21 protein-coding genes are annotated in these 20,777 nt (G+C 73.5%); 11 read left to right on the top strand and 10 right to left on the bottom strand.

Going from position 1 to position 20,777, the window contains the following annotated elements; genetic code table 11:
* Positions 1 to 29 precede the first annotated feature (29 nt).
* Genes ACPZVR_RS09755 through ACPZVR_RS09720 form a run of 8 tightly spaced genes read right to left on the bottom strand, consistent with a single transcriptional unit; the run spans position 30 to position 8,076 of the window.
* Complete coding sequence (locus tag ACPZVR_RS09755; protein ID WP_436699383.1) at positions 30 to 1,172, bottom strand: MlaD family protein; 1,143 nt, start codon at positions 1,170 to 1,172, stop codon at positions 30 to 32.
* The gene (locus tag ACPZVR_RS09750; RefSeq protein WP_436699382.1) at positions 1,169 to 2,155 is read right to left on the bottom strand and encodes an MCE family protein; all 987 of its coding nucleotides are present in this window, start codon (positions 2,153 to 2,155) and stop codon (positions 1,169 to 1,171) included. The genes ACPZVR_RS09755 and ACPZVR_RS09750 overlap by 4 nt, the downstream gene beginning before the upstream one ends.
* Entirely contained in the window at positions 2,152 to 3,285 is a 1,134-nt protein-coding gene (locus ACPZVR_RS09745; protein WP_436699381.1) for an MCE family protein, read from the bottom strand. Before ACPZVR_RS09745 ends, ACPZVR_RS09750 begins: the two co-directional genes overlap by 4 nt.
* Positions 3,282 to 4,262: an MCE family protein gene (locus ACPZVR_RS09740; protein WP_436699380.1), complete on the bottom strand. Its 981-nt coding sequence runs from the start codon at positions 4,260 to 4,262 to the stop codon at positions 3,282 to 3,284. Before ACPZVR_RS09740 ends, ACPZVR_RS09745 begins: the two co-directional genes overlap by 4 nt.
* Positions 4,259 to 5,329, bottom strand: a complete 1,071-nt coding sequence (locus ACPZVR_RS09735) for an MCE family protein (protein ID WP_436699379.1) — start codon at positions 5,327 to 5,329, stop codon at positions 4,259 to 4,261. Before ACPZVR_RS09735 ends, ACPZVR_RS09740 begins: the two co-directional genes overlap by 4 nt.
* Entirely contained in the window at positions 5,326 to 6,420 is a 1,095-nt protein-coding gene (locus tag ACPZVR_RS09730; protein WP_436699378.1) for an MCE family protein, read from the bottom strand. Before ACPZVR_RS09730 ends, ACPZVR_RS09735 begins: the two co-directional genes overlap by 4 nt.
* Before the next feature lie 7 nt (positions 6,421 to 6,427).
* Positions 6,428 to 7,270 carry an MlaE family ABC transporter permease gene (locus ACPZVR_RS09725; protein ID WP_436699377.1) on the bottom strand — a complete coding sequence of 281 codons (843 nt, stop codon included), beginning with the start codon at positions 7,268 to 7,270 and terminating at the stop codon, positions 6,428 to 6,430.
* The gene (locus ACPZVR_RS09720) at positions 7,267 to 8,076 is read right to left on the bottom strand and encodes an MlaE family ABC transporter permease (RefSeq protein ID WP_436699376.1); all 810 of its coding nucleotides are present in this window, start codon (positions 8,074 to 8,076) and stop codon (positions 7,267 to 7,269) included. Before ACPZVR_RS09720 ends, ACPZVR_RS09725 begins: the two co-directional genes overlap by 4 nt.
* Before the next feature lie 154 nt (positions 8,077 to 8,230).
* On the opposite strand from ACPZVR_RS09720, the gene ACPZVR_RS09715 reads away from it, so the two are divergent.
* Entirely contained in the window at positions 8,231 to 8,998 is a 768-nt protein-coding gene (locus ACPZVR_RS09715) for a MerR family transcriptional regulator (RefSeq protein ID WP_436699375.1), read from the top strand.
* Here ACPZVR_RS09715 and ACPZVR_RS09710 read toward each other — a convergent pair.
* A complete protein-coding gene (locus ACPZVR_RS09710) occupies positions 8,970 to 9,419 on the bottom strand; it encodes a phosphatase domain-containing protein (RefSeq protein ID WP_436699374.1) in 450 nt (149 codons plus the stop codon). The genes ACPZVR_RS09715 and ACPZVR_RS09710 overlap by 29 nt on opposite strands.
* Positions 9,420 to 9,458: 39 nt before the next feature.
* On the opposite strand from ACPZVR_RS09710, the gene ndk reads away from it, so the two are divergent.
* From ndk to ACPZVR_RS09665, 9 genes are all read left to right on the top strand, one after another.
* The gene (gene ndk / locus ACPZVR_RS09705) at positions 9,459 to 9,869 is read left to right on the top strand and encodes a nucleoside-diphosphate kinase (RefSeq protein WP_436699372.1); all 411 of its coding nucleotides are present in this window, start codon (positions 9,459 to 9,461) and stop codon (positions 9,867 to 9,869) included.
* A gap of 297 nt (positions 9,870 to 10,166) precedes the next feature.
* Entirely contained in the window at positions 10,167 to 11,198 is a 1,032-nt protein-coding gene (locus ACPZVR_RS09700; RefSeq protein ID WP_436699371.1) for a rod shape-determining protein, read from the top strand.
* Positions 11,199 to 11,202: 4 nt separating this feature from the next.
* The gene (gene mreC, locus ACPZVR_RS09695) at positions 11,203 to 12,147 is read left to right on the top strand and encodes a rod shape-determining protein MreC (RefSeq protein WP_436699370.1); all 945 of its coding nucleotides are present in this window, start codon (positions 11,203 to 11,205) and stop codon (positions 12,145 to 12,147) included.
* A complete protein-coding gene (mreD, locus tag ACPZVR_RS09690) occupies positions 12,144 to 12,755 on the top strand; it encodes a rod shape-determining protein MreD (protein ID WP_436699369.1) in 612 nt (203 codons plus the stop codon). The genes mreC and mreD overlap by 4 nt, the downstream gene beginning before the upstream one ends.
* Positions 12,755 to 14,908, top strand: coding sequence for a penicillin-binding protein 2 (gene mrdA / locus ACPZVR_RS09685; protein ID WP_436699368.1), 2,154 nt, complete (start codon positions 12,755 to 12,757; stop codon positions 14,906 to 14,908). Before mreD ends, mrdA begins: the two co-directional genes overlap by 1 nt.
* Complete coding sequence (gene rodA / locus ACPZVR_RS09680; RefSeq protein WP_436699367.1) at positions 14,908 to 16,125, top strand: rod shape-determining protein RodA; 1,218 nt, start codon at positions 14,908 to 14,910, stop codon at positions 16,123 to 16,125. Before mrdA ends, rodA begins: the two co-directional genes overlap by 1 nt.
* 106 nt (positions 16,126 to 16,231) lie before the next feature.
* Complete coding sequence (locus ACPZVR_RS09675) at positions 16,232 to 16,774, top strand: hypothetical protein (protein ID WP_436699366.1); 543 nt, start codon at positions 16,232 to 16,234, stop codon at positions 16,772 to 16,774.
* A 108-nt stretch (positions 16,775 to 16,882) separates the two neighbouring features.
* Positions 16,883 to 17,614, top strand: a complete 732-nt coding sequence (locus tag ACPZVR_RS09670; RefSeq protein ID WP_436699365.1) for a YcnI family copper-binding membrane protein — start codon at positions 16,883 to 16,885, stop codon at positions 17,612 to 17,614.
* An 11-nt stretch (positions 17,615 to 17,625) separates the two neighbouring features.
* Complete coding sequence (locus ACPZVR_RS09665; protein ID WP_436699364.1) at positions 17,626 to 19,281, top strand: copper resistance CopC/CopD family protein; 1,656 nt, start codon at positions 17,626 to 17,628, stop codon at positions 19,279 to 19,281.
* A 37-nt stretch (positions 19,282 to 19,318) separates the two neighbouring features.
* On the opposite strand, the gene ACPZVR_RS09660 is transcribed toward ACPZVR_RS09665, so the two are convergent.
* Positions 19,319 to 19,906, bottom strand: coding sequence for a helix-turn-helix domain-containing protein (locus ACPZVR_RS09660; RefSeq protein ID WP_436699363.1), 588 nt, complete (start codon positions 19,904 to 19,906; stop codon positions 19,319 to 19,321).
* Between the two features lie 110 nt (positions 19,907 to 20,016).
* Here ACPZVR_RS09660 and ACPZVR_RS09655 point away from each other — a divergent pair, with 110 nt between their 5' ends.
* Positions 20,017 to 20,745, top strand: a complete 729-nt coding sequence (locus tag ACPZVR_RS09655; protein WP_436699362.1) for a class I SAM-dependent methyltransferase — start codon at positions 20,017 to 20,019, stop codon at positions 20,743 to 20,745.
* Positions 20,746 to 20,777 lie beyond the last annotated feature (32 nt).

Here is a 20,777-nt window from a genome sequence, read left to right as displayed (position 1 = left end):
TTCCTCTCGGGTGGGCGGTGTGGACGGGACTACTGCTGGGGGACCTCGGCGGAGCCGCGGCCCTGGGTGCCGCGCGGCGGGTCGGTGCACCGCACGTCGGTGCGGGGCTCGCGGCGGCTGGTGTCCTGGACGTCACGCTGGACGCTGCGGTCGTAGACGCAGTTCTTGAGGATCCGGGGGACCAGCAGGACCCGGCCGCTGCCGTCGCGGGTGCTGCCGGCCATGACGTCGGCCTGGAGCGGTGCCCAGTCCAGCCAGTGGTGGAGGCCTCGGAGATGACGGGCCGCCATCTCCGTGACGGGCACGCCGGCCCGCAGCATGCGCCGCAGGTCGGGCGCCGCGCGGCGCCACCAGCGCTGCAGGCGCGGCAGCAGGTCGATCGCGTGGGCGACGGTGCGCCGGATCGCGGGCGTGGCGGCGGCGAGCGAGCGGGCGACCGCTTCGAGGTCGGCGGACAGCGCGCGGATCTCGGGGGACAGGTCGGCCACCGTGGACAACGGCGTCTGCGCCCCGCGCGCGAGGAGGGTGAGGTCGGGCTCGAGGCGGCGCAGCATGGCGAACGCGCTCTCCAGCTCGATCGCCAGTGCCCGGAGGTCGACGTCCTGCTCGTCGTCGCCGAAGATCGCCGCGGTCTCGGCGGCGATGGTCCGCACGTCGGCGACGTCGAGGTGCGCCATCAGCTCCTGTGCGTGGGCGAGTACGTCGGGCACGCCCAGGGGAACGCTCGTGGCGGTCAGCGGCACGCGCGCCCCGTCCGCGAGATAGGGACCCCGGTCGGTCGCGGGGCGGACGTCGAGGTACTGCTCGCCCACGGCCGAGAGGTTGCGCACCTCCATCGCGCTGTCGCGGGGGATGCGGACGCCGGAGTCGATCTCGAGGGTCGCGACGACGCCGACGCCCTCGTCGGCGCCGAGGCGCACGTCGCTCACCTCGCCGATCCGCTGGCCGCGGTAGGTGACCACGGATCCCTCGTGCAGCCCCGCTGCCTGCGGCAGCTCGACGGTGACGGTCGTGGGGTGGTGGAAGAGGGAGCCGCCGACCACGGTGTCGGCGACGTAGACGACACCCGCGACCAGGATCACCAGGATCAGGCTCTGCGCCACCCTGATCCGGCGCCGCCACGTCCGGGCGGCGGAGGCGGCCGCCTCGGCGGGCGTGGGGCGCGGGCTCATCGCGCACCACCCGTCGCGGTCAGCGCCTTCAGGTCGAGCAGGAAGGTCAGGTCGAAGTTCGCGTAGTCACCGGGGGCGGCCCGGTCGCTGCCCTCGGCGAAGGCGACCAGGCCGGCCATCACGCCGTCGATGTCGGCGCGACCGTCGAGGAGTGACTGGACGACCGGTCGCATGTCGCGCAGCTGGGCCACGAGATCGGACCGCACCGCCCGGGTGACCGGGGTGGCGACGGCGTCGAACCGGCGCAGCGACTCCATCGCCGCCACGAGCCGCGCGCGCTGCCGGTCGAAGGTCGTGACCAGGTCGGCGAGGTCGGCGAGCGAGCGCGTGATCGCGGGCAGGTCGCCGGCCAGCCGGGTCGTGAGCCGGTCGAGGGCCGCGGTCAGCCGGTCGACCCGTGGGAAGTCGGCGTTGAGGTCGGTGACGGCCGTGTCGAGCCGCCCCAGCAGGCGTCGTACGTCGCCCGCGTTGCCGGTCAGCGCGACGTTGAGCTGGTCGATGATCGTGGAGATGTCGGCGAAGCTGCCGCCGGTCACGACGGTCGACAGGGCGCTGAGCAGGTCCGTCACGTCGGGGGCGCTGCCGGTCGCCGCCACCGGGAGCGTGGCGCCGTCGGCGAGGACCGCTCCGGTCGCACCGGGCAGCAGCTGGACGAACGCCGTGCCCATCGGCGAGGTCAGCCGGATCTCCGCCCGCGAGGAGTCCCGCAGCTCCACGGAGGTCGAGAGGGCGAGCTCCACCTCGGCGACGTAGTCGTCCGCCTCGACGGCGGTCACCTGGCCCACGGTGGCGCCGTCCAGCTTGACCGGCGCGTCGACCGGCAGGTTGAGCGCGTCGGCGAACTCGACCGTCACCTCGTACGTCGGCCCCTGCACGAGCCCCGGCAGCGGGACGTCCTCCAGGCTCAGCCCGCAGCCGGCCGTCACGGCACCGAGGACCACCGCGGACGCGGCCGCGGCGCTCCGGAGGCGCTGCCCGGTCACGGGATCCCTCCGGGTAGCGCGTCGTAGATGCCGTCGAGGAGCGGGTCGAGGATGCCGGTGCCCTGGCCGTTGAAGAGCAGCCCGCACACGCGTTCGCCGGTCCCGCCCGCCAGCGCACCCGCGAACACCCGGCAGGTGTGGTCGCGGAAGGCGGCCGAGAACGGGCCGGCGCTGAAGGCGAACTGGACGCGCAGGCGCCCCAGGTCCCAGTCGTAGGCGCGCGCGAAGTTCTCCGCCATCGTCGGCATCGTGTCGAAGGCCTCCTCGAGGGAGTCCTGCCGCGAGCGGACCACGTCGACGACGTCGGCGAGCCCGGCGAGGTCGTCGCCGAGGACCTCACCGTTCTCCTCGAGGAACCGGTTCGCCAGCCGGGTGAGCTCGTCGAGCCCGTCGAGGGCCGCGACCAGCTCCTGTCGCTGGTCCGCGAGGACCGCGCCGGTGTCGGCCGCCGCGCGGGTGAAGTCGCGCAGGCCGCGGTCGCGCTCGGTGAGGGTGTCGACGAGCGCGAGGAGGTTGTCGGTGACCGCGGTGAGGTCCCCCTCCTTCGTGTTGATCATCGCCAGGGCGTCACGGCTCTCGGCGAGTGCGGCGCGCAGATGGCGGCCGTTGCCGTCGAGTGCGGTGGCGGTGGTGGCGAGGACGTCGCCGAGGCCCTTGCCGCCCTTCCCGTCCAGGCCGCCGTCGAGGGCCAGGACCAGGTCGTCGATCGCCCGCGCGATCTCGTCGACGGTCGCCGGTGCCCGGGTGCGGGTGACGTCGATGTGGGCGCCGGACGCGAGGGTCGGCCCCTTGCTCCAGGCGGGGCCGAGCTCGACGTACCGGTCCGTGACCAGCGAGCCCTGCAGGATCTGGGCACCGGCGTCCCTCGGCACCCGGGTGCCCGGGGCGAGGCGCAGGACGACGCGCATGGTGGCGCCTCGCGGCTTGATCCGCGCGATCTCGCCGACCTTGACGCCGAGATAGGTGACGTCGTTGCCGACGTAGACCCCGGTGGTGTCGGCGAAGTCGGCGGTCACGACGAGGTCGTCGGCGTCGTCCCCACCCAGCCACCCCGCGAGCCGGGCGCCGGAGACCGCCAGCGCGAGCACGACGGCGCCGCTCAGCGCGAGGAGCACGGTCCGCCTGCTCATCGGCAGTCCTCGGGGGTGATCGAGCAGACCAGGTCGTCGGGGATGATGGCCCAGGGCGCGTTGACGCCCAGCCACGGCCCGTCCCCCGTCGCGTTGGTGAAGACCCGCATCGTGGGCCCGGCGAGCTCGAGCGTCCGGTCGAGCCGCGCCCGGTGCTCGTCGAGCACGCGGAGCACCTGGTGCAGCTCGCGCAGGGCGGGCTCGAGATGCGGTGCGCTCGCGCGGACCAGGGCGGTCAGCCCGGTGACGAAGCGGTGCGCGTCGCCCAGGAGCGCGCGCAGGGTCTCCTTGCGCTGCTGGACCATCAGCAGGACCGTCGTGCCGTCCGCGAGCACCCGGTCGAGCTGGTCGGTCTGGCCGAGCACGAGGTCGGTGACCTCGCGGACCGAGGTCAGCAGCGCGTCGAGGTGGCGTTCGCGGCCGGTGGCCACGGCCGAGACGCCGGCGATGCCGTCGAGGGCGTCGCGCAGCGCCTCCGGCGCGAGGTCGAGGTCCTCGGCGAGGACGTCGACCGCCTGCTGCACCCGGTCGAGGTCCAGCGCCTCGACCTGCGGCGTCGACTCCAACCAGAACCGCTCGATCGTGTAGCTGTCGACCGCGTGCTCGACGCCGATCGTGCCGTCGGCACGGAGCGGGCCCTCCTGTCCCGGGGCGAGGGAGAGGAAGCGCTGGCCGAGGATCGACAGCAGCTTGACCTGCACGCTGCTGTCCTCGGTGACCCCCAGCTCGTCCGGCGCCCCGGTGAGGCTGAACCGGACGTCGACCTGGTCACGGTCGGCGGTGACGGCGGTGACCTCGCCGATCCTCAGTCCCGCCATCCGCACGTCGTCGCCCGGCTCGAGCCCGGCGGCGTGACGCAGCCGGACGTGATAGGTGGGCTCGCCCGCCAGGGCCCGGACGCCGAGCAGCACCAGCCCGACCACCACCACGGTGGCGACGACGCGCAGCGGCCGGGCGAGCCGGCGGACGGCCGTCATGAACGGCACCTCGTCGAGTGGCGGTTGCCCGCGATGCCGAGGTCGAGCGCGATCGGGACGCCCGGCCCGGCGGCGGCGAGGGTGCAGACGTAGACGTTGAGATAGCTGCCGTACCCGAGCGTGCGCAGATAGGTGTCGAGCTGTCGGGGGACCGCGGCACCGGTCTGCGCCAGCAGGTCGGAGCGGCCCGCGAGATAGCGGAACCACGGATTGCTGAGCACGGCGGCCTCGACCGCGGGCCCGCGCACCTCGTCGACGAGGTCGGCGGAGGTCGCCGACAGCCGGGCCAGCGCGTCGAGGCTGGTTCCGATCCGGTCGCGATCGCGGGCCAGCCCGCCGGTCAGCGACGCGAGACCGTCGACGAGCCGGGTGATCTCGGTGCGGTGCCGCTCGGTCGTGTCGAGCACGAGGGTGACGTTGTCGACCACCTCCGCGAGCGCGACGTCACGATCGACGATGCCGGAGGTGAGCTCGGCGGTCTGCTCGAGCAGGTGCCGCATCGTCGGGCCCTGCCCCTGCAGCACCTGCACGATGTTCGTGGCGAGCTGGTTGACGTCGGCGGGCTGCAACAGGTCGAAGACCGGCCGGAAGGCGTTGAACATCGCGGTGAGGTCGAGCGCCGGCCGGGTCCGGTCGAGGGGGATCCGGGCGCCGTCGCTCATCCGCCCGGCGTCCGCGGCGCGGTCCGGGCGGGACAGGGCGACGTACCGCTGTCCCATGAGGTTGAGGTAGTCGACCGAGGCCACGACGTCGTCGTGGAGGCGTTGGTCGGCGGCGACGCTCAGGGTGACCACGGCCAGGCCACGCTCCTCGCCGCGGCCCAGCCGGGTGGCGGTGACCCGGCCGACCCGCACCCCGGCGACCCGGACGTCGTCGCCGACACGCAGGCCGGTGGCGTCGCGGAACACCACGGTGACGGTGATGGCGTCGCCCCGCTGGGCGCGGGACAGGGTGCCCGCGACCATGCCGGTCAGCACGAGGGCGAGGGCCGCGAACGCGACGACGCCGAGCACCGCGCCGCGATGGCGGCGCAGCTCGCTGAGCTGACGGCTCCGCGGGCGGCTCATCGGCTGCCTCCGCACGGTCCGGTGAGGCCGCGGTAGGCCGGGCAGTCCTGCGGGTCGGTGGGGTCGTAGGGGTCCAGGAGCTGGGGAGCGAGGACGCCCTCCATCTGGATCCGACCGTTCTTCACCGCGGCGGCGCCGTTGCGCAGCAGCACGGGGACCTTGCGCAGCAGCTCGGCGAAGGCGGGGTAGCGCTGCGCGAAGACCTCCAGGTTGGCCGCGGTGGCGTTGAGCAGCCGGGCGGTGAGGGCCCCGTTCTCGCGCAGGAACGTGGTCATGCCCTCCTCGCCGTCGAGCAGGGCGGGCAGCCCGGCGAGCAGGCGCGAGACCTCGGTGTGCCGGCGGACCAGGGTCCGCGCCAGTGGCCGGGTGTCGCGCAGCACCCGGACCAGCTGCGGCTCGATGTCGGCGGCCAGGTCGGCGTCCCGGGCGAGCAGGTCGAGGTCGGTGCGGACCTGCGGATGGAGGTCGGCCCAGCGGCCGAGGAAGGCGTCGCCGTCGCGGACCAGCTCCGCGATCCGGGCGCCGCGCCCGTCGAGAGCGTCGGCGAGCTGCGACAGCGCCACGTCCCACTGCGCCGGGTCGACGGCCGCGAGCAGGCGTTGGGTCGCGGAGAAGGTGTCCATCAGCCGCACCGTCGCGGTCGACGTGTCGGCCGGTACGACGGCGCCGGCGCTGAGGTGCCCACCGGCGGACGCCGTGGCGGGGGCGTCGGGCGCGGCGGCCACCAGGTCGACGTACTCGTTGCCGAAGAGGGTGCCGGGCAGGACCCGGGCGGTGACGGTGGCCGGGATGAGCGCGGCGTGCTCGGGGGCGACCAGCACCTGCGCGCTCGGGCCGGCCGGATCGACCTCGACGACGCGACCGACCCGCAGGCCGGCGTACTTCACGTCGGAGTTGATGCCGAGCGTGTCGCCGACGGTGGGCAGCTCGACGGTCACCCGCACGTCGTCGCTGAGCACGCCGAGGGTCTGCAGGCCGAGAACCCCGGCGAGCGCGCCCACGAGCAGGGACCCGAGCACGCCGGCGGCGGCCAGACGCAGGCGCAGGGCGCGCGGATCCGCCGTGCTGTGGGCGAACAGAAACTCGCTCATGCCGGCCTCACCCCGAGATCTGGACCTGCTGGTCCGCGCCCCACAGGAGCAGCGTCAGCAGGATGTCGACGACGGTGAGCGCGATGATGCTGGCCCGGATGGCGCGGCCGGTCGCCCGGCCGACGCCCTCGGGGCCGCCGGTGGCGGTGAAGCCGTGGTAGCAGTGGATGAGGGTGACGACGGTCGTCAGCACGACGACCTTGATCGCGGAGTAGATGACGTCGATGGGCGCGACGAACGTGCGGAAGTAGTGGTCGTAGGTGCCGGCGGACTGGCCGTAGAAGGTGGTGACCATCAGGTCGGTCGCGACATAGGTGCCGACCAGGCCGATCAGGTAGAGCGGCAGGACGACGATCCAGGCCGCGACCAGCCGGGTGCTCACGAGGTAGGGGATCGGCCGGATCGCCATCGACTCCAGCGCGTCGATCTCCTCGCTGATCCGCATCGCGCCGAGCCGCGAGGTGAAGCCGCAGCCGATGCGCGCGGCGAAGCCGAGCGCCGCCACCATCGGCGCGAGCTCGCGGGTGTTGGCGTAGCCGGAGATGAAGCCGGTCAGCGGTGCCAGGCCGATGACGTCGAGTCCCTGGTAGCCCTCCAGTCCGACCTCGGTGCCGGTGAGCGTCGAGAGCAGCAGGACGACGCCGACGACCCCGCCGCCGACCAGGAAGATGCCGGAGCCGAGGGTGACCTCGGCCAGCACCCGCTGCACCTCGTGCCGGTAGCGGGTCACCGCGACCGGCAGCCCCGCGACGGCGCGCCAGGCCAGGACGAGCTGCAGGCCGATGCCGGCGAGCGGGCCGACGACGACGTGGTCGACGGTCTCCTCCAGGGTCGTGACGGGGCGGCTCATCCGATCGGGCCGCCCGCGAAGGTGCTGTAGACCTGGGAGATCAGGAAGTTGGCGGCGAACAGCAGCACGAAGTTGGTCACGACCGCGCTCGTCACGGCCTCGCCCACACCCGTCGGGCCGCGGTCCGCGCGCAGGCCCTTGTGCGACGCCACGACGGCACAGATCACCGCGAAGATCGCGGCCTTCGCGAGCGAGAGCCACAGGTCGGAGAGCTGGGCGAGCGTCGTGACGGAGGCGAGATAGCTGCCGGGCGGCAGGTCCTGGAGGACCACGCTCACCGACAGGGTGGTCATGATCGTGAAGAACATGACCACCCCGTTGAGCAGCACCGCGACCGCGACGATCGCGAGCATCCGCGGCACGACCAGCCGCTCCAGCACCGAGAGTCCCATCACCTCCATGGCGTCGATCTCCTCGCGGATGCGCCGGGAGCCGAGGTCGGCGCAGATCGCGGAGCCCGCGACGCCGGACAGCATGAGGGCGGTGATGAGGGGAGAGGCCTGCCGTACGACGGCGAGCGTGTTGCCCGCGCCGGTGAAGGCCACGGCGCCGACCTCCTGGGCCAGGACCCCGACCTGGAGCGCGAGGATGATCCCGAACGGGACGGAGACCGCGAGCGCGGGCAGGGTGCAGACCCGGATCGCGTACCACGTCTGCACGACCGTCTCCGCCAGCGGGAACCGTCGTCCGGCGACGGCGGAGACGACGGCCGCGAACACGCGGCGGGTGAAGCGGGTCAGCGCGGCCACCTCGGCGAGGGGCCGGCCGAGCGCCGGGAGGACCCGCGGAGCGCTGTGCGCCGGCAATGGGACTCCCCTCGACGGTCGAGATGCGCCCGGAGCAGGGCACGATGACAGTAGAACTGTCACACCCGTACTGTCCACGCCGATGTGATCTGCGTCAACCCCCGCGGTGTTTCTCGCGTTGCGCGCGTGAAATGACAGTCGTACTGTGACAGTCATGAGCAGTGCTGCCGGGGTGGACCCGACCTCTCGGGCCGATGACGACGCTTCGCTGCGGACCGTCGACGAGCTGGCCGCGGCGGCCGGCCTGACGGTGCGCACCACCCGCTACTACGCCAGCCTGGGCCTGCTGCCTCCGCCCGCGCGCCGCGGGCGCATGGCGTGGTACGACGACACCCACCTCGCGCGCCTGGAGATGATCCGTGCGCTGCAGGGACACGGCTTCACGCTGCAGGCCATCGAGAAGTACCTCGCGTCCCTGCCCGCCGACGCCGGTGTCGAGGACCTCGCCGTCCAGCGGGCGATGCTGACGTCGTGGACCGTGGGGGAGCCGCAGGAGCTGACCCGCCGCCAGCTCGACCAGCACGCCGGACGCCGCCTCGCCGACGACGAGGTCACCCTGATCGAGGAGTTCGGCCTGCTCCGCGTGGCGACCGACGACCGCGGCGGGGTGCGCTACACCCCCGTCCACGGGTTCGACGTCGCCGTCCAGCTGCTCGAGGTCGACATCCCGGTCGCCGGCATGCGGGCCGCCGGCGACGCCATCGAGCGGCACATGTCGGCGCTGGCCGAGGAGCTCACCGTCGTGCTGCGCGACGAGGTGGTCGAGCCGTGGCGCCGGGCGAGCGACCATCCCTCGCGGGAGGACGCCGAGCGGCTCGAGCACACCATCGGCACGCTGCGCCGACTCACCCTCGACGCGATCGTGCGCGCCTTCCAGCGCTCGGCCAACAAGGTCATCGCGCGGTCGCTGGACCGCCGCTGAACCGACGCACGAACCGGGCCTGGAACGGCGTCTCGACCGCGCGGGCGTCGTACCGCTGCCGGATCCAGGCCACGGCGTCGCTCGCGGGGACCCCGTCGAGGACCGCGAGGCAGGCCAGCGCCGTGCCGGTGCGGCCCCGGCCGCCCCCGCAGGCCACCTCGACCCGCTCGCCGTCCGCGCGGTCGAGCACCTCGCCGAGCGCGGCGCGGAGGTCGGCGGCGTCGGCCGGCAGCCGGAAGTCCGGCCAGCGCGTCCAGCGCTCCGCCCACGCGACGGGCTCCGGCCTGCGGCCCAGCAGGTAGAGCCCGAACTCGGGGAGCGGCCCGGCGGGCAGCGGCCGGCGCAGCCCGCGGCCGCGGACCCGCCTGCCCGACGGCAGGGTCAGCACGCCCGGTGCGTCCGGGTCCCAGGGTCGGCCCACCGGGTCACGGTACCGAGGGGCCAGGCTAAGGTCACGGGCGTGACCCAACGCACTCTCGTCCTGCTCAAGCCTGACGCGGTCCGGCGCGGCCTGGTCGGCAACGTGCTGGCCCGGTTCGAGGCCAAGGGCCTGAGCATCGTGGCCATGGAGCACCGCCACATCGACGCGGCGATGGCGGATGCCCACTACGCCGAGCACGTCAAGCGCGACTTCTACCCGCCGCTGCGCACGTTCGTGACCAGCGGACCGCTCGTGGCGCTGGTGCTCGAGGGCGACGAGGCGATCGAGGTCGTCCGCGCGCTCAACGGCGCGACCGACGGGCGCAAGGCCGCTCCCGGCACCATCCGTGGGGACCTGTCGCTCTCCAACCGGGAGAACCTCGTCCACGGCTCGGACTCGCCGGAGTCGGCGGAGCGCGAGATCGCGCTCTGGTTCCCCGGCCTGCGCTGAGGGCTCGCGGGGGCTGCGGGAATCGCCGGTCGACCGGCGATCCCGGCACTTGTCGGGCGTTGCAACGCGCGACAAGTGACAGTTCTGCCCGCCCAGTGTGACCCCTGTGACTCCTGAGACCAGGCGCGCCGCACCGGCGTGCCTGCGCGCCTGAGCCGCCGCCGTTCCTTACGCTCGCAAGCGGAGGCCGTCGGATCGTGCGCTCGGCAGCCTCCCCGGCGCTCCATCGGCCGGCTTCCCCGACGCGCACGGACGGTCCTGTCCGCCGACGGGTCCGGCGACGTCTTGCGAGGAAGCGTGAGGGCGAACTCCATCATCGGCCGCGACATGGCCGTGGACCTCGGCACCGCCAACACGCTCGTCTACGTCCGCCGCCGCGGCGTCCTCCTCGACGAGCCGAGCGTGGTCGCGCTCAACGACAGCTCCGGCGAGGTGATCGCCGTCGGGCACCAGGCCAAGCAGATGCTCGGCCGCACGCCGGACAACATCACCGCCCTGCGCCCGCTGCGCGACGGCGTCATCGCCGACTTCGAGGCGACCGAGCAGATGCTGCGCCACTTCATCGCGCGCGTGCACCGGCGCCGCTACTTCGCCAAGCCCCGCATGGTCATCTGCGTGCCGAGCTCGATCACGCCGGTCGAGCAGCGCGCGGTCAAGGAGGCGGGTTACCAGGCGGGCGCCCGCCGCGTGTACGTCGTCGAGGAGCCGATGGCCGCCGCGATCGGCGCCGGACTGCCGGTGCACGAGGCGACGGGCAACATGATCGTCGACGTCGGGGGAGGCACCACGGAGGTCGCCGTCATCTCGCTCGGCGGCATCGTCACCTCCCTGTCGGTCCGCACCGCCGGCGACGACCTCGACGCGGCCATCATCGCGTGGATGAAGAAGGAGCACGGGGTGATGCTCGGCGAGCGCACCGCCGAGGACGTGAAGATCACCCTGGGCTCGGCGTTCCCGCGTCCCGGTGAGCCCCAGGGCGAGGTCCGCGGCCGCGACATGGTGACCGGCCTGCCGCGCACGGTCGACGTCACCGCCGCCGACATCCGGCACGCGCTGGAGGAGCCGCTGCACGCCATCGTCGACGCCGTCCGGGTCACCCTCGACCAGACGCCGCCCGAGCTCGCCGGGGACATCATGGACCGGGGCATCGTGCTCACCGGCGGAGGAGCGCTGCTGCGCGGCCTCGACGAGCGGATCCGGCACGAGACCGGCATGCCCGTCCACGTCGCCGAGGACCCGCTGGTCTCGGTCGCCATGGGGGCGGGGCGCTGCGTCGAGGAGTTCGAGGCCCTCCAGCAGGTGCTCGTCACCAACCAGCGGCGGTTCTGACGCGATGGCGATCGACACCCGACCCCCGACCTCGCCGGTCCGGCGCACCGGCACGTCGCGCGACCCCGACCACGACTCCGGGCGGCCTCCGCGCTCCCTGGTGCTCGCGCTGGTGCTCGCCTGCGCCGCCCTCATGGTGGTCGACAAGGCCGGTGGCGACAGCTCGCCCCTCGATCCGGTCCGCCGCGTCGTGGGAGAGGTCGTCGGACCGGTCCAGGCCGGAGTCTCCACCGTCGTCCGCCCGCTCGTCGACCTGCCCGGCGCGCTGCGGACCAACGGATCGCTGCGCGACGACGTGGCCGCGCTCGAGGCCGAGAACGCCGACCTGCGCAACCGGCTCGCCAAGGCCGGGTACGACGACCGGCGGCTGGCCGAGCTCGACGGGCTGCGCGCCATCGCCGGCGACCTCGGCTACGCCCTCGTGCCGGCCCGGGTGATCGCGATCGGCTCCGCCCAGTCGTTCTCCAGCACGGTCACCCTCGACGCCGGGTCCGACGCGGGCCTGCGCCCCGACATGACGGTCGTCGCCGCGCAGGGCCTGGTCGGCCGGGTCACCTCGGTGACCGCCCACACCGCGACCGTGCTCCTCATCGTCGACGACAGCTCGCGGGTGGGCGGCCGGATCGGCGACAACGGCGAGCTCGGCTTCGTCCGCGGGCACGGCACCCTCGGCACCGACGACCGGCTGGAGCTGGAGCTCGCCGACCACCGCGTGGTGCCGAAGATGGGCCAGCCGATCCTCACCTGGGGCAGCGAGGGCGGCTCCCCGTACGTCGCCGGGGTGCCGATCGGCACGGTCGGCAAGGTCTACGAGTCCCTGCGCGAGACGTCGTACCGCGCCGTCATCACGCCGGCCGTCGACTTCACCGCGCTCGACCTGGTCGGCGTCGTGGTGCCCTCCGGCACCCCGAGCGCCACCATCGAGGCCGACGGGAGCCTGGTCCCATGAACCGCCGCGGACGCCTGGGCGCCGTGCTCGTCGCCGTCTTCGCCGCCCTGCTGCTGCAGGTGACCGTCCTCCCGCACGTCGCGTGGGACATCGGCGGCCTCGGCGTCGTCCCCGACCTGGTCCTCCTCGTCGTGGTCGCGACCGCCGTCGCCACCGACACCCGCTTCGCCACCCTGACCGGCTTCTGGGCCGGCCTGCTGCTCGACATCGCGCCGCCCGCCGACCACCTCGCCGGCCGGTGGGCGCTCGCCCTCATGGTCGTGGGGTACGTCATCGGACGTCTCGTCCACGACCACGCCGGCGACCCGGGCGGCGCGGCCGGGGGGAGCCGGTTCGCGCAGTTCGGCACCCGCCGCCCGCCGCTGCCGCTCGCGCTGGCGGCGGCCGCCGGCGGCTCCTTCGTCGGCACGTCGGTGTTCGCGCTCTCCGGCGTCCTGCTCGGCGACTCCGCCGCGCCGGTCGGCGACCTGCTGCCGGTGGCGCTGGTCGCGCTCCTGCTCGATGTCGTGGCCGCGGTGCTCGTCGTCCCCGCGACGCTCCGGCTCCTGCGGCGCGCCGCCGGCGACGCCGCGCCGCGCGTCACCCCACGGATCCGGGTCCGCGCCTGATGCCGTCGACCCCCGTCCCCACCGCCGGCGCCTCCCACCGCAGCCGGCTGCGCCTGATCGTCATCCAGACCCTCGTCTTCTCGCTCCTCGCCACCCTCGGCGTGCGCCTCTACTACCTCCAGGTGATCTCGGGGGAGAGCTACCAGGGCAAGGCCGCCTCGCAGTCCGTGCGCGAGATCGTCGTGCAGCCGCAGCGCGGCCTCGTCGTCGACGCGATGGGCCGCCCCCTCGTCACCAACCGGCTCACCTGGGTCGTCTCGATGGACCGCACCCTGCTCGGGCGGATGTCGGCCGCCGACCGTGCCGAGCTGCTGAGCCGCACCAGCGAGGCGATCGGGGTCGACGTCGCGGCGATCGAGACGAAGCTTGTGCTGTGCGGCGATGCCGGCGCCGTCGCGGGGGAGTGCTGGAACGGTTCGCCCTACCAGCCGGTCCCGATCGCCCGCGACGTCAAGGAGGGCGCCGCCCTGCGGATCCTCGAGCAGCCCGAGGACTTCCCGGGCGTGGTCGTCGACCGGCAGAGCCTGCGGCAGTATCCCGCTCCCTACGGCATCAACGCGGCCCACGTGCTCGGCTACCTCAGCCCGATCACCAAGGAGGAGCTGGAGTCCGCGGAGGACGCCGGCGACAGCTCGGTCAACGGCGCCTCCGTCGTCGGCCGCGCCGGCGTCGAGAAGGAGTACGACGAGTGGCTGCGGGGCCAGCCCGGCTACGACCAGGTCGCGGTCGACTCCCAGGGCCGGGTCCGCGAGGACGTGTCCGGGCTGGAGGCGCAGCCCGGCGACACCCTCGTCACCTCGATCGACGCGAAGGTGCAGAGCGTGGTCGAGGAGCAGCTCGCGGCGATGATCGCCAAGCAGCGCAGCACCCGCGACCCCGTCACCAAGCGCAACTTCGAGGCCGACTCCGGCGCCGCGGTCGTCATGGAGGCGAAGACCGGGCGGATCGTCGCCATGGCCAGCCAGCCGACGTACGACCCGTCGGTGTGGGTCGGCGGCATCACCGACAAGCAGCTGCAGCGGCTCTACTCCGAGGCCGCCGGCACCCCGCTGCTCGCGCGCTCCTTCCAGGGGCAGTTCGCGCCCGGCTCGACGTGGAAGCCGTTCATGACCGTCGGCGCGCTCACCCACGGATACGCCCCGTCCACCGTGCTCGGCTGCCCGTCGGCGGTGCAGATCGGCAACCGCCCGTTCCGCAACCACGAGTCGGCGGCGTACGGGTCGATCGGCTTCGCCAAGGCGCTCGAGGTCTCCTGCAACACCTTCTTCTTCCAGGTCGGCATGAACTTCTGGCAGAAGTACGGCTCCGACCCCGACGACGTCGACGCCAAGGACCCCCTCGTGGAGGAGGCCGAGAGGTTCGGCTTCGGCGAGCGGACCGGTGTCGACCTGCCCGGCGAGGCCTCGGGCCGGGTCGCGGACCGGAAGTGGAAGCGTGCCTACTACGAGTCGATGAAGGACTACTACTGCGGGATCGCCGACAAGCCGCAGGACGACGACACCTCCGACTTCGTCTACAGGTTCTCCCGTGAGTTCTGCGTCGAGGGCTGGAAGTACCGCCTGCCCGACGCCGCCAACTTCGCCATCGGACAGGGCGACACCATCGTCACCCCCCTGCAGCTGGCCCGCGGGTACGCCGCGATCGCCAACGGGGGCACGCTCTGGGAGCCCCGGGTCGGCAAGGCGATCGTCTCGCCCGAGGGCGAGGTGATCCGTGAGATCGAGCCGCAGAAGGACCGCAAGCTCAAGATCCCCGCCTCCGTGCTGAGGTACGTCGACGAGGCGCTCCAGGGCGTCGCGAGCCGCGGCACGATGAACTGGAAGCTCGCCGGGTTCCCCCTCGACAAGGTCGCGATCCGCGCCAAGACCGGTTCGGCCGAGGTCTACGGCAAGCAGTCGACGGGCTGGGTCGCGTCGTACACCGAGGACTACGTCGTCGTGATGATGATGAGCCAGGGCGGCACCGGATCCGGGTCCACCGGCGACGGCATCCGCGCCATCTGGGAGGCGCTCTACGGCGTCGACGGCGACCAGGTGGATCTCGACCGGGCCGCGATCCCCGGCGGCCGGCCCCCCGCGCAGCTGCCGACCTTCGGCGACGACGGCTCGATCCTCCCGCCCGCGCGGGCGACGAGCGCGAAGAAGGGCGAGTGATGAGCAACCGGATCCAGGGCAGCACCCGCCGCACGACGGCCTCGCGCCGCGTCGGCCGGCTCCAGTGGGCCGACCTCGACCTCGTCCTACTGGGCGCCGTGCTCCTCCTCTCGCTGCTCGGCTGCCTGCTCATCTGGTCGGCCACCGTCGAACGCGACCACCTCACCGGCGGCGACCCGCGCGCGTACCTCGTCAAGCAGGCCGTCAACGTCGGTGTCGGGCTCGGCCTGATGGCGCTCGTCGTGGTCACCGACCATCGGTGGGTGCGGATCCTGGCGCCGATCGGCTACCTGCTCGCCGTCGGCGGTCTCGTCCTGGTGCTCCTGATGGGCTCGACGATCAACGGATCCCGCTCGTGGCTGATGTTCGGCGGGCTGTCGATCCAGCCCTCGGAGCTGGCCAAGCTCGCCGTGGTGGTGGGCATGGCCCTCGTCGTGGCCGAGCGCAGCGAGGGCCGCTGGCGCGATCGCGTCGGCACCGGCGACGTCCTCCTCATGCTGCTCGTCGCGGGCGTGCCGGCCGTGCTGATCCTCGCCCAGCCGGACCTCGGGACGATGCTCGTCCTCACCGCCACGGTCTTCGGCGTGATCGCCGCCTCCGGCGCGCACCGGCGGTGGCTGGCCGTGCTGGCCGGCGGCGGCGTGGCGGCCGCCGTGGTGGCGGTGTCGAGCGGGATGTTGAAGGACTACCAGGTCGACCGCTTCCTCGCGTTCACGAACCCCGCCCTCGACCCGAAGGGCGCGGGCTACAACGTCGAGCAGGCGCGGATCGCGGTCGGCAACGGCGGGCTCTTCGGGCAGGGCCTCTTCCAGGGCTCGCAGACCCAGTCGGGCTTCGTCCCCGAGCAGCACACCGACTTCGTGTTCACGGTCGCGGGCGAGGAGCTCGGCCTCGTCGGCGCGGCGGTGATCGTCCTCCTGCTCGGCGTGGTGCTGTGGCGCGCGCTGCGGATCGCGGCCCGGACCGATGACGTCTTCGGCCGGATCGCCGCCGCCGGCATCGCCTGCTGGTTCGGGTTCCAGGCATTCCAGAACATCGGGATGTGCCTCGGCATCATGCCCGTCACCGGCGTCCCGCTGCCGTTCGTGTCGTACGGCGGCTCGTCGATGTTCGCCGGCATGCTCGCGGTCGGCCTGCTGCAGAACATCCATCTGCGGACCCTCTCGGCCCCGGCCTTCCGCTCGGCGCCCCAGCAGCGGGTGCTCGTCCGGGGCTGATCAGGCGACGGCGCAACTACCGAATTCGTCGTCATCCCGGTCGGTTGACGACAATTCCGGTCGTTGCGCCGCACGCCGCCGACCACGCGTCCGGCAAGATGGCCCCGTGCTGACCGTCCGCCGAGCCCCACGCCGCCGCGTGGCGCCGCTCGCGACGCTCGGCAGCCTGGAGAGCGTCACCGCGCTGGTGCTCGCCCACACGATCGCCGGGGGAGCGGTGCCGTCGCTGTGGTGGCTGACCGCCTTCGCCGCCCTCGTGTACGCCGCCGGCGGACTCGTGCTCCGCGGCCGCGCGCGCATCCGGGTGGTCCTGCCCGCGCTCGTCGTCGCGCAGCTGCTGGGGCACGCCTGGCTGGTGACCCTGGCTCCGGAGGCGCACGGGCACGGGCACGCGATGCCGGCCCTGCTCGGGCTCGCCCCGGGGATGCTGGCCGCCCACCTGGTGGCGGCCGCGGCGACGGGGACGATGTGGGTGCTGCGGCGGCGCGCGGTCGAGGTGCTGCTGCGCTGGACCGACCCGGGCGTCGTACCCCCGCCCGTGGGGCGACGCGCGCCGGCCACGGCCTCCGCACGTCCGCGGACCGCGCAGCACGAGCGGACCCTCGCGCCGACGCGGGGCCCTCCGGGCCCGCACGCGGCGACCGCCTGACTCCGGCTGCGGAGGCGGGCGGCTGCTCGCTGTCCGCTTCCGATCACCCGAGTCAGAGAGAGACACTCCATGCAGATCCGACGCTTCACCCTGCCCAACCCTGTGCGTGTGACGACTGCGACGGGCGCCCTTGCCGGTTCCCTCGCCGTCGTCGCCCTGACCGCCGGCACGGCGGGCGCCCACGTCACCGTCACCCCCGACACGACCTCGGCCGGCGCCTACGCCGTGCTCACCTTCAGCGTGGGACACGGCTGCGAGGGCTCGCCCACGACCAAGCTGGCCATCCAGATGCCCGAGTCGATCCCGGTCGTCACGCCGACGATCAACCCGAACTGGACCGTCGAGAAGGTCGACGAGCAGCTCGCCGAGCCGGTCACCGACGCCCACGGCAACGAGATCACCGAGCGGACCGCCCAGGTCGTCTACACGGCCAAGACGCCGTTGGCCGACGGCTTCCGCGACACCGTCGCGCTCTCGGTCCAGCTGCCCGACGCGGCGGGCGACACGCTGGCCTTCCCGGTCGTCCAGACCTGCGAGCAGGGCCGGACCGGCTGGACCGAGACCGCGGCCGAGGGGCAGGACCCCGAGGAGCTCGCCAGCCCGGCTCCGGTCCTGACGATCACCGAGGCGACCGGTGACGGGGGCCACGGCGGCTCCTCGTCCGACGCCGACACCGATGCCGACACCGATGCCACCGACGAGAGCGGTGCCGCCGACGACGCCGACGCGACGTCGGACGACGACGGCGGCAACGGTCTCGCGATCGGCGGTCTCGTCGCCGGCCTCGGCGGTCTCGCGCTCGGCGGGCTGGCACTGGCGCGCTCGGGCAAGAAGGCCTGAGGGGCATCGTGATGCGGCGTGCGCCGGCGTACCTCCTCGCCCTCGTGGTCGCCGTCCTGGTCGTCACCGGGACGGTGCTCGCGACGGCGGGTCCCGCGTCGGCGCACGCCACCCTCGTCTCCACCGACCCGGCCGAGGGGACGGTGCTCGCGGAGGCGCCGTCGTCGGTGACCTTCACCTTCGACGAGCCGGTCCAGCTCGTGCCCGACGGGCTCCTCGCCTTCGACGCCGAGGGACAACGGGTCGACGTCGAGCCGTCCGCGAAGGGCGCCGAGGTCACCGGCCGACTGCCCGGCGACCTCGGCGACGGGACCTATGTCGTGACCTGGCGCGCCGTCTCGGCCGACGGCCATCCGATCGCGGGATCGCTCACCTTCCACGTCGGTGCGCCGAGCGCCAAGGTCGTGCCGCCCGAGACCGGCCCGGCCGACGCCGGAGCGGTGCGGACGGTGCAAGGGGTGGTCCAGGGGCTCGGCTACGCCGCGCTCCTGCTCGCCGGGGGACTCGCGATCTTCCTGAGCTGGACGGCGCGGGGCGTCCGCCTCTCCGACGAGGTACGCCGCCGCCTGGTCCGCGTCCTGCGCGGCAGCGCGCTCGTGGCGGTCCTCGCCGCCGCGGCCGCCGTCCCCCTCGCCGGCGCCTACCAGCTGGGCTCGGGTCTCGGCGGGGTGCTCGACCCGGCCTCGTTCGACCCCGGCCTGGTGCAGGACGACCTGCAGGTGTTGGCGCTCCAGGTCGCCGGCCTGGGCGTGGCCGCCTGGGCGGCCGGCCAGGCCCGGTCGTCGCTGGTCGTCGACCTGGTCACGGCACTCGCCGTCTGGTCGCCCGCGCTGGTCGGGCACACCCGCGCCTACGAGCCGAGCATGCTCCTCGTCGTCACCGACGCCCTCCACCTGAGCGCCGGAGCGGTCTGGCTCGGCGGGCTCGCCGGCCTCGCCCTCACCCTGCCGTCCATCGCGGGACGGCCGAAGGAGTCCGCCCGGCTCCTCGCGCGCTTCTCGGCCCTGGCCGCGGGCCTGCTCGCCGCGATGGCGCTCACCGGTGTGCTCCTCGGCTGGCGGATCGTCGGCTCCTGGGCGCGGCTGGTGGAGGAGACCTACGGCCGGCTGCTGCTCGTCAAGGTGGCGCTGGTCCTCGTCGTCGTCGCGATCGCGGCGTTCAACCGGTTCCGCCTCGTGCCCCGGGTCGCGCGCGACGGCGGGCACGACCAACGCCGGCGGGCCACCGGCCTGGTTCGGCGTACCGTCCTCGCCGAGGCGGCGCTCCTCGTCGCCGTCCTGGGCGTCACCGGGTTCCTCACCCAGAAGCCGCCGGGCGGGGAGGGGCCCGCCCAGTCCCGGACCGCCGACACCGGCGTGGTCACCGGCGTCGCGGGCGACGACCTCAAGGTGCTGGCGGTGCTCGACCCGGGACCGGGCCTGCAGCGCCGCCTGATCGTGCAGGTGCAGGACCTCGCCGGTGAGCCCCTCGACCTGTACGACGCCCCGGCGGTTGCCCTGCGCTCGGACCGGGTCGACCTCGGCGAGGTCCCGGTGACCCCGAGCGGGTCGGGCACCTACACCGCCGATGTCGTGTTCCCGCACGCCGGAGCCTGGAAGCTGCAGGTCAGCGTCCGGGTCGACTCCTTCACCAGCCCGGTCACCACGGTGGACCTCGAGGTCGACTGACCGGCCGTGCGCGATGGTGGGCCCCGGGCCGGGACGATCAGCGCGACCCGGGGGCTGCGCGGACGTGGGCTCGTTCGCCCTGCTTGCCGATCAGGCTGAGGAACTCGACCGGTCCCGAGCCGGTGGCGGCGAACCAGTGTGGGGTGCGCGTGTCGAACTCGGCCGCCTCGCCCGGCTCCAGGGTGAGGTCGTGCTCGCCGAGGACGAGCCGGAGTCTGCCGTTGAGGACGTAGACCCAGTCGTAGCCTTCGTGGGTGCGCAGGTCCGGATCGGCGTCGTCGCGGCCGGTGGGAAGCACGAACTTGTAGGCCTGGATCCCACCCGGCCTGCGCGTCAGCGGCAGGATCGTCGATCCGTCCGCGCAGGCGATGGGTCGCAGGTTGACGCGTGGGTTGCCGGTCGGCGGCGCGTCGACGAGCTCGTCGAGCGTGACGCCGAACGTGCGAGCTAGAGGGAGCAATTGCTCCAGGGTGGGGTGGCGCAGCCCCGCTTCGAGCCGGGACAGCGTGCTGGTCGAGATCCCGGTCTCCACGGCGAGGTCGCTGAGAGTGATGCCGCGCCGCTGACGGAGCCGTTTGAGGCGCGGACCCACCGCGGCGAGGGTGCGATCGGTCGAGTCGCTCATGCCGACGAGTTTGCCATTCGGCAACGATCATTGCGAATCCGACATCTCGGGCACACCATCGAGCCGAGCGGCGATCGAGTGATGGCCTCGGGAGATGCGGAGGAGTGACAATGGCAGAGCAGGACGCGCCACCCGACGTGGCGCAGGACGTGGTCGTGGGCAGGCCGGGCGAGGCCGGATCGAGTGCTGCCCCGTCGTCGGAGACCCACCCGTTCGATCGGCAGTACTGGGAGCGGCGCTGGCAGCCCGACGGTGCCGGCGCCGCGCTCGCCATGGCTGGAAGCCCGCCCAACCCCTACCTGGTGCGCGAGGTCGACGAACTGAAGCCCGGGAAGGCCCTCGATGCGGGGTGCGGTGCCGGAGCGGAGGCGACGTGGCTCGCGTCCCGCGGTTGGCGGGTCACCGGCGTGGACATCGCTGGTGAGGCGTTGGCGCACGCCGCCGAGCGCGCGGCCGCGAGCGGTGTCGCCGATCAGGTGCGGTGGATCCGCGCCGATCTGTCCGACTGGGAGCCGGGCACGCTCCATGATCTGGTGACGACCCACTACGCGCACCCCGCGATGCCGCAACTGGAGTTCTACGACCGGATCGCCTCCTGGGTCGCCCCGGGCGGGACCCTGCTGATCGTCGGTCACCTGCACCACGGAAGCGACCACCGGCACGGTGGGAGTGAGCCGCCGGTCTCGGTGTCGCTGACCGCTGCGGACCTCACGGCGCGGTTCGATCCCGCCCGGTGGGAGATCGTGACCGCCGAGGAGTCGCACCGCGCACTGCCTGGCCATGGTCGCGAACCGGTGACGCTCCACGACGTCGTCGTGCGGGCGACTCGCCTGACCTGATTCGAGCCTCGCGCGTCGGCGTCACCCAAGGC

The organism is Nocardioides segetis (assembly GCF_051390595.1).
Classification (GTDB): Bacteria; Actinomycetota; Actinomycetes; order Propionibacteriales; family Nocardioidaceae; genus Nocardioides.
Note: the sequence above shows the minus strand (reverse complement) of the source record. Positions and strands in the feature narration are given on the sequence as shown.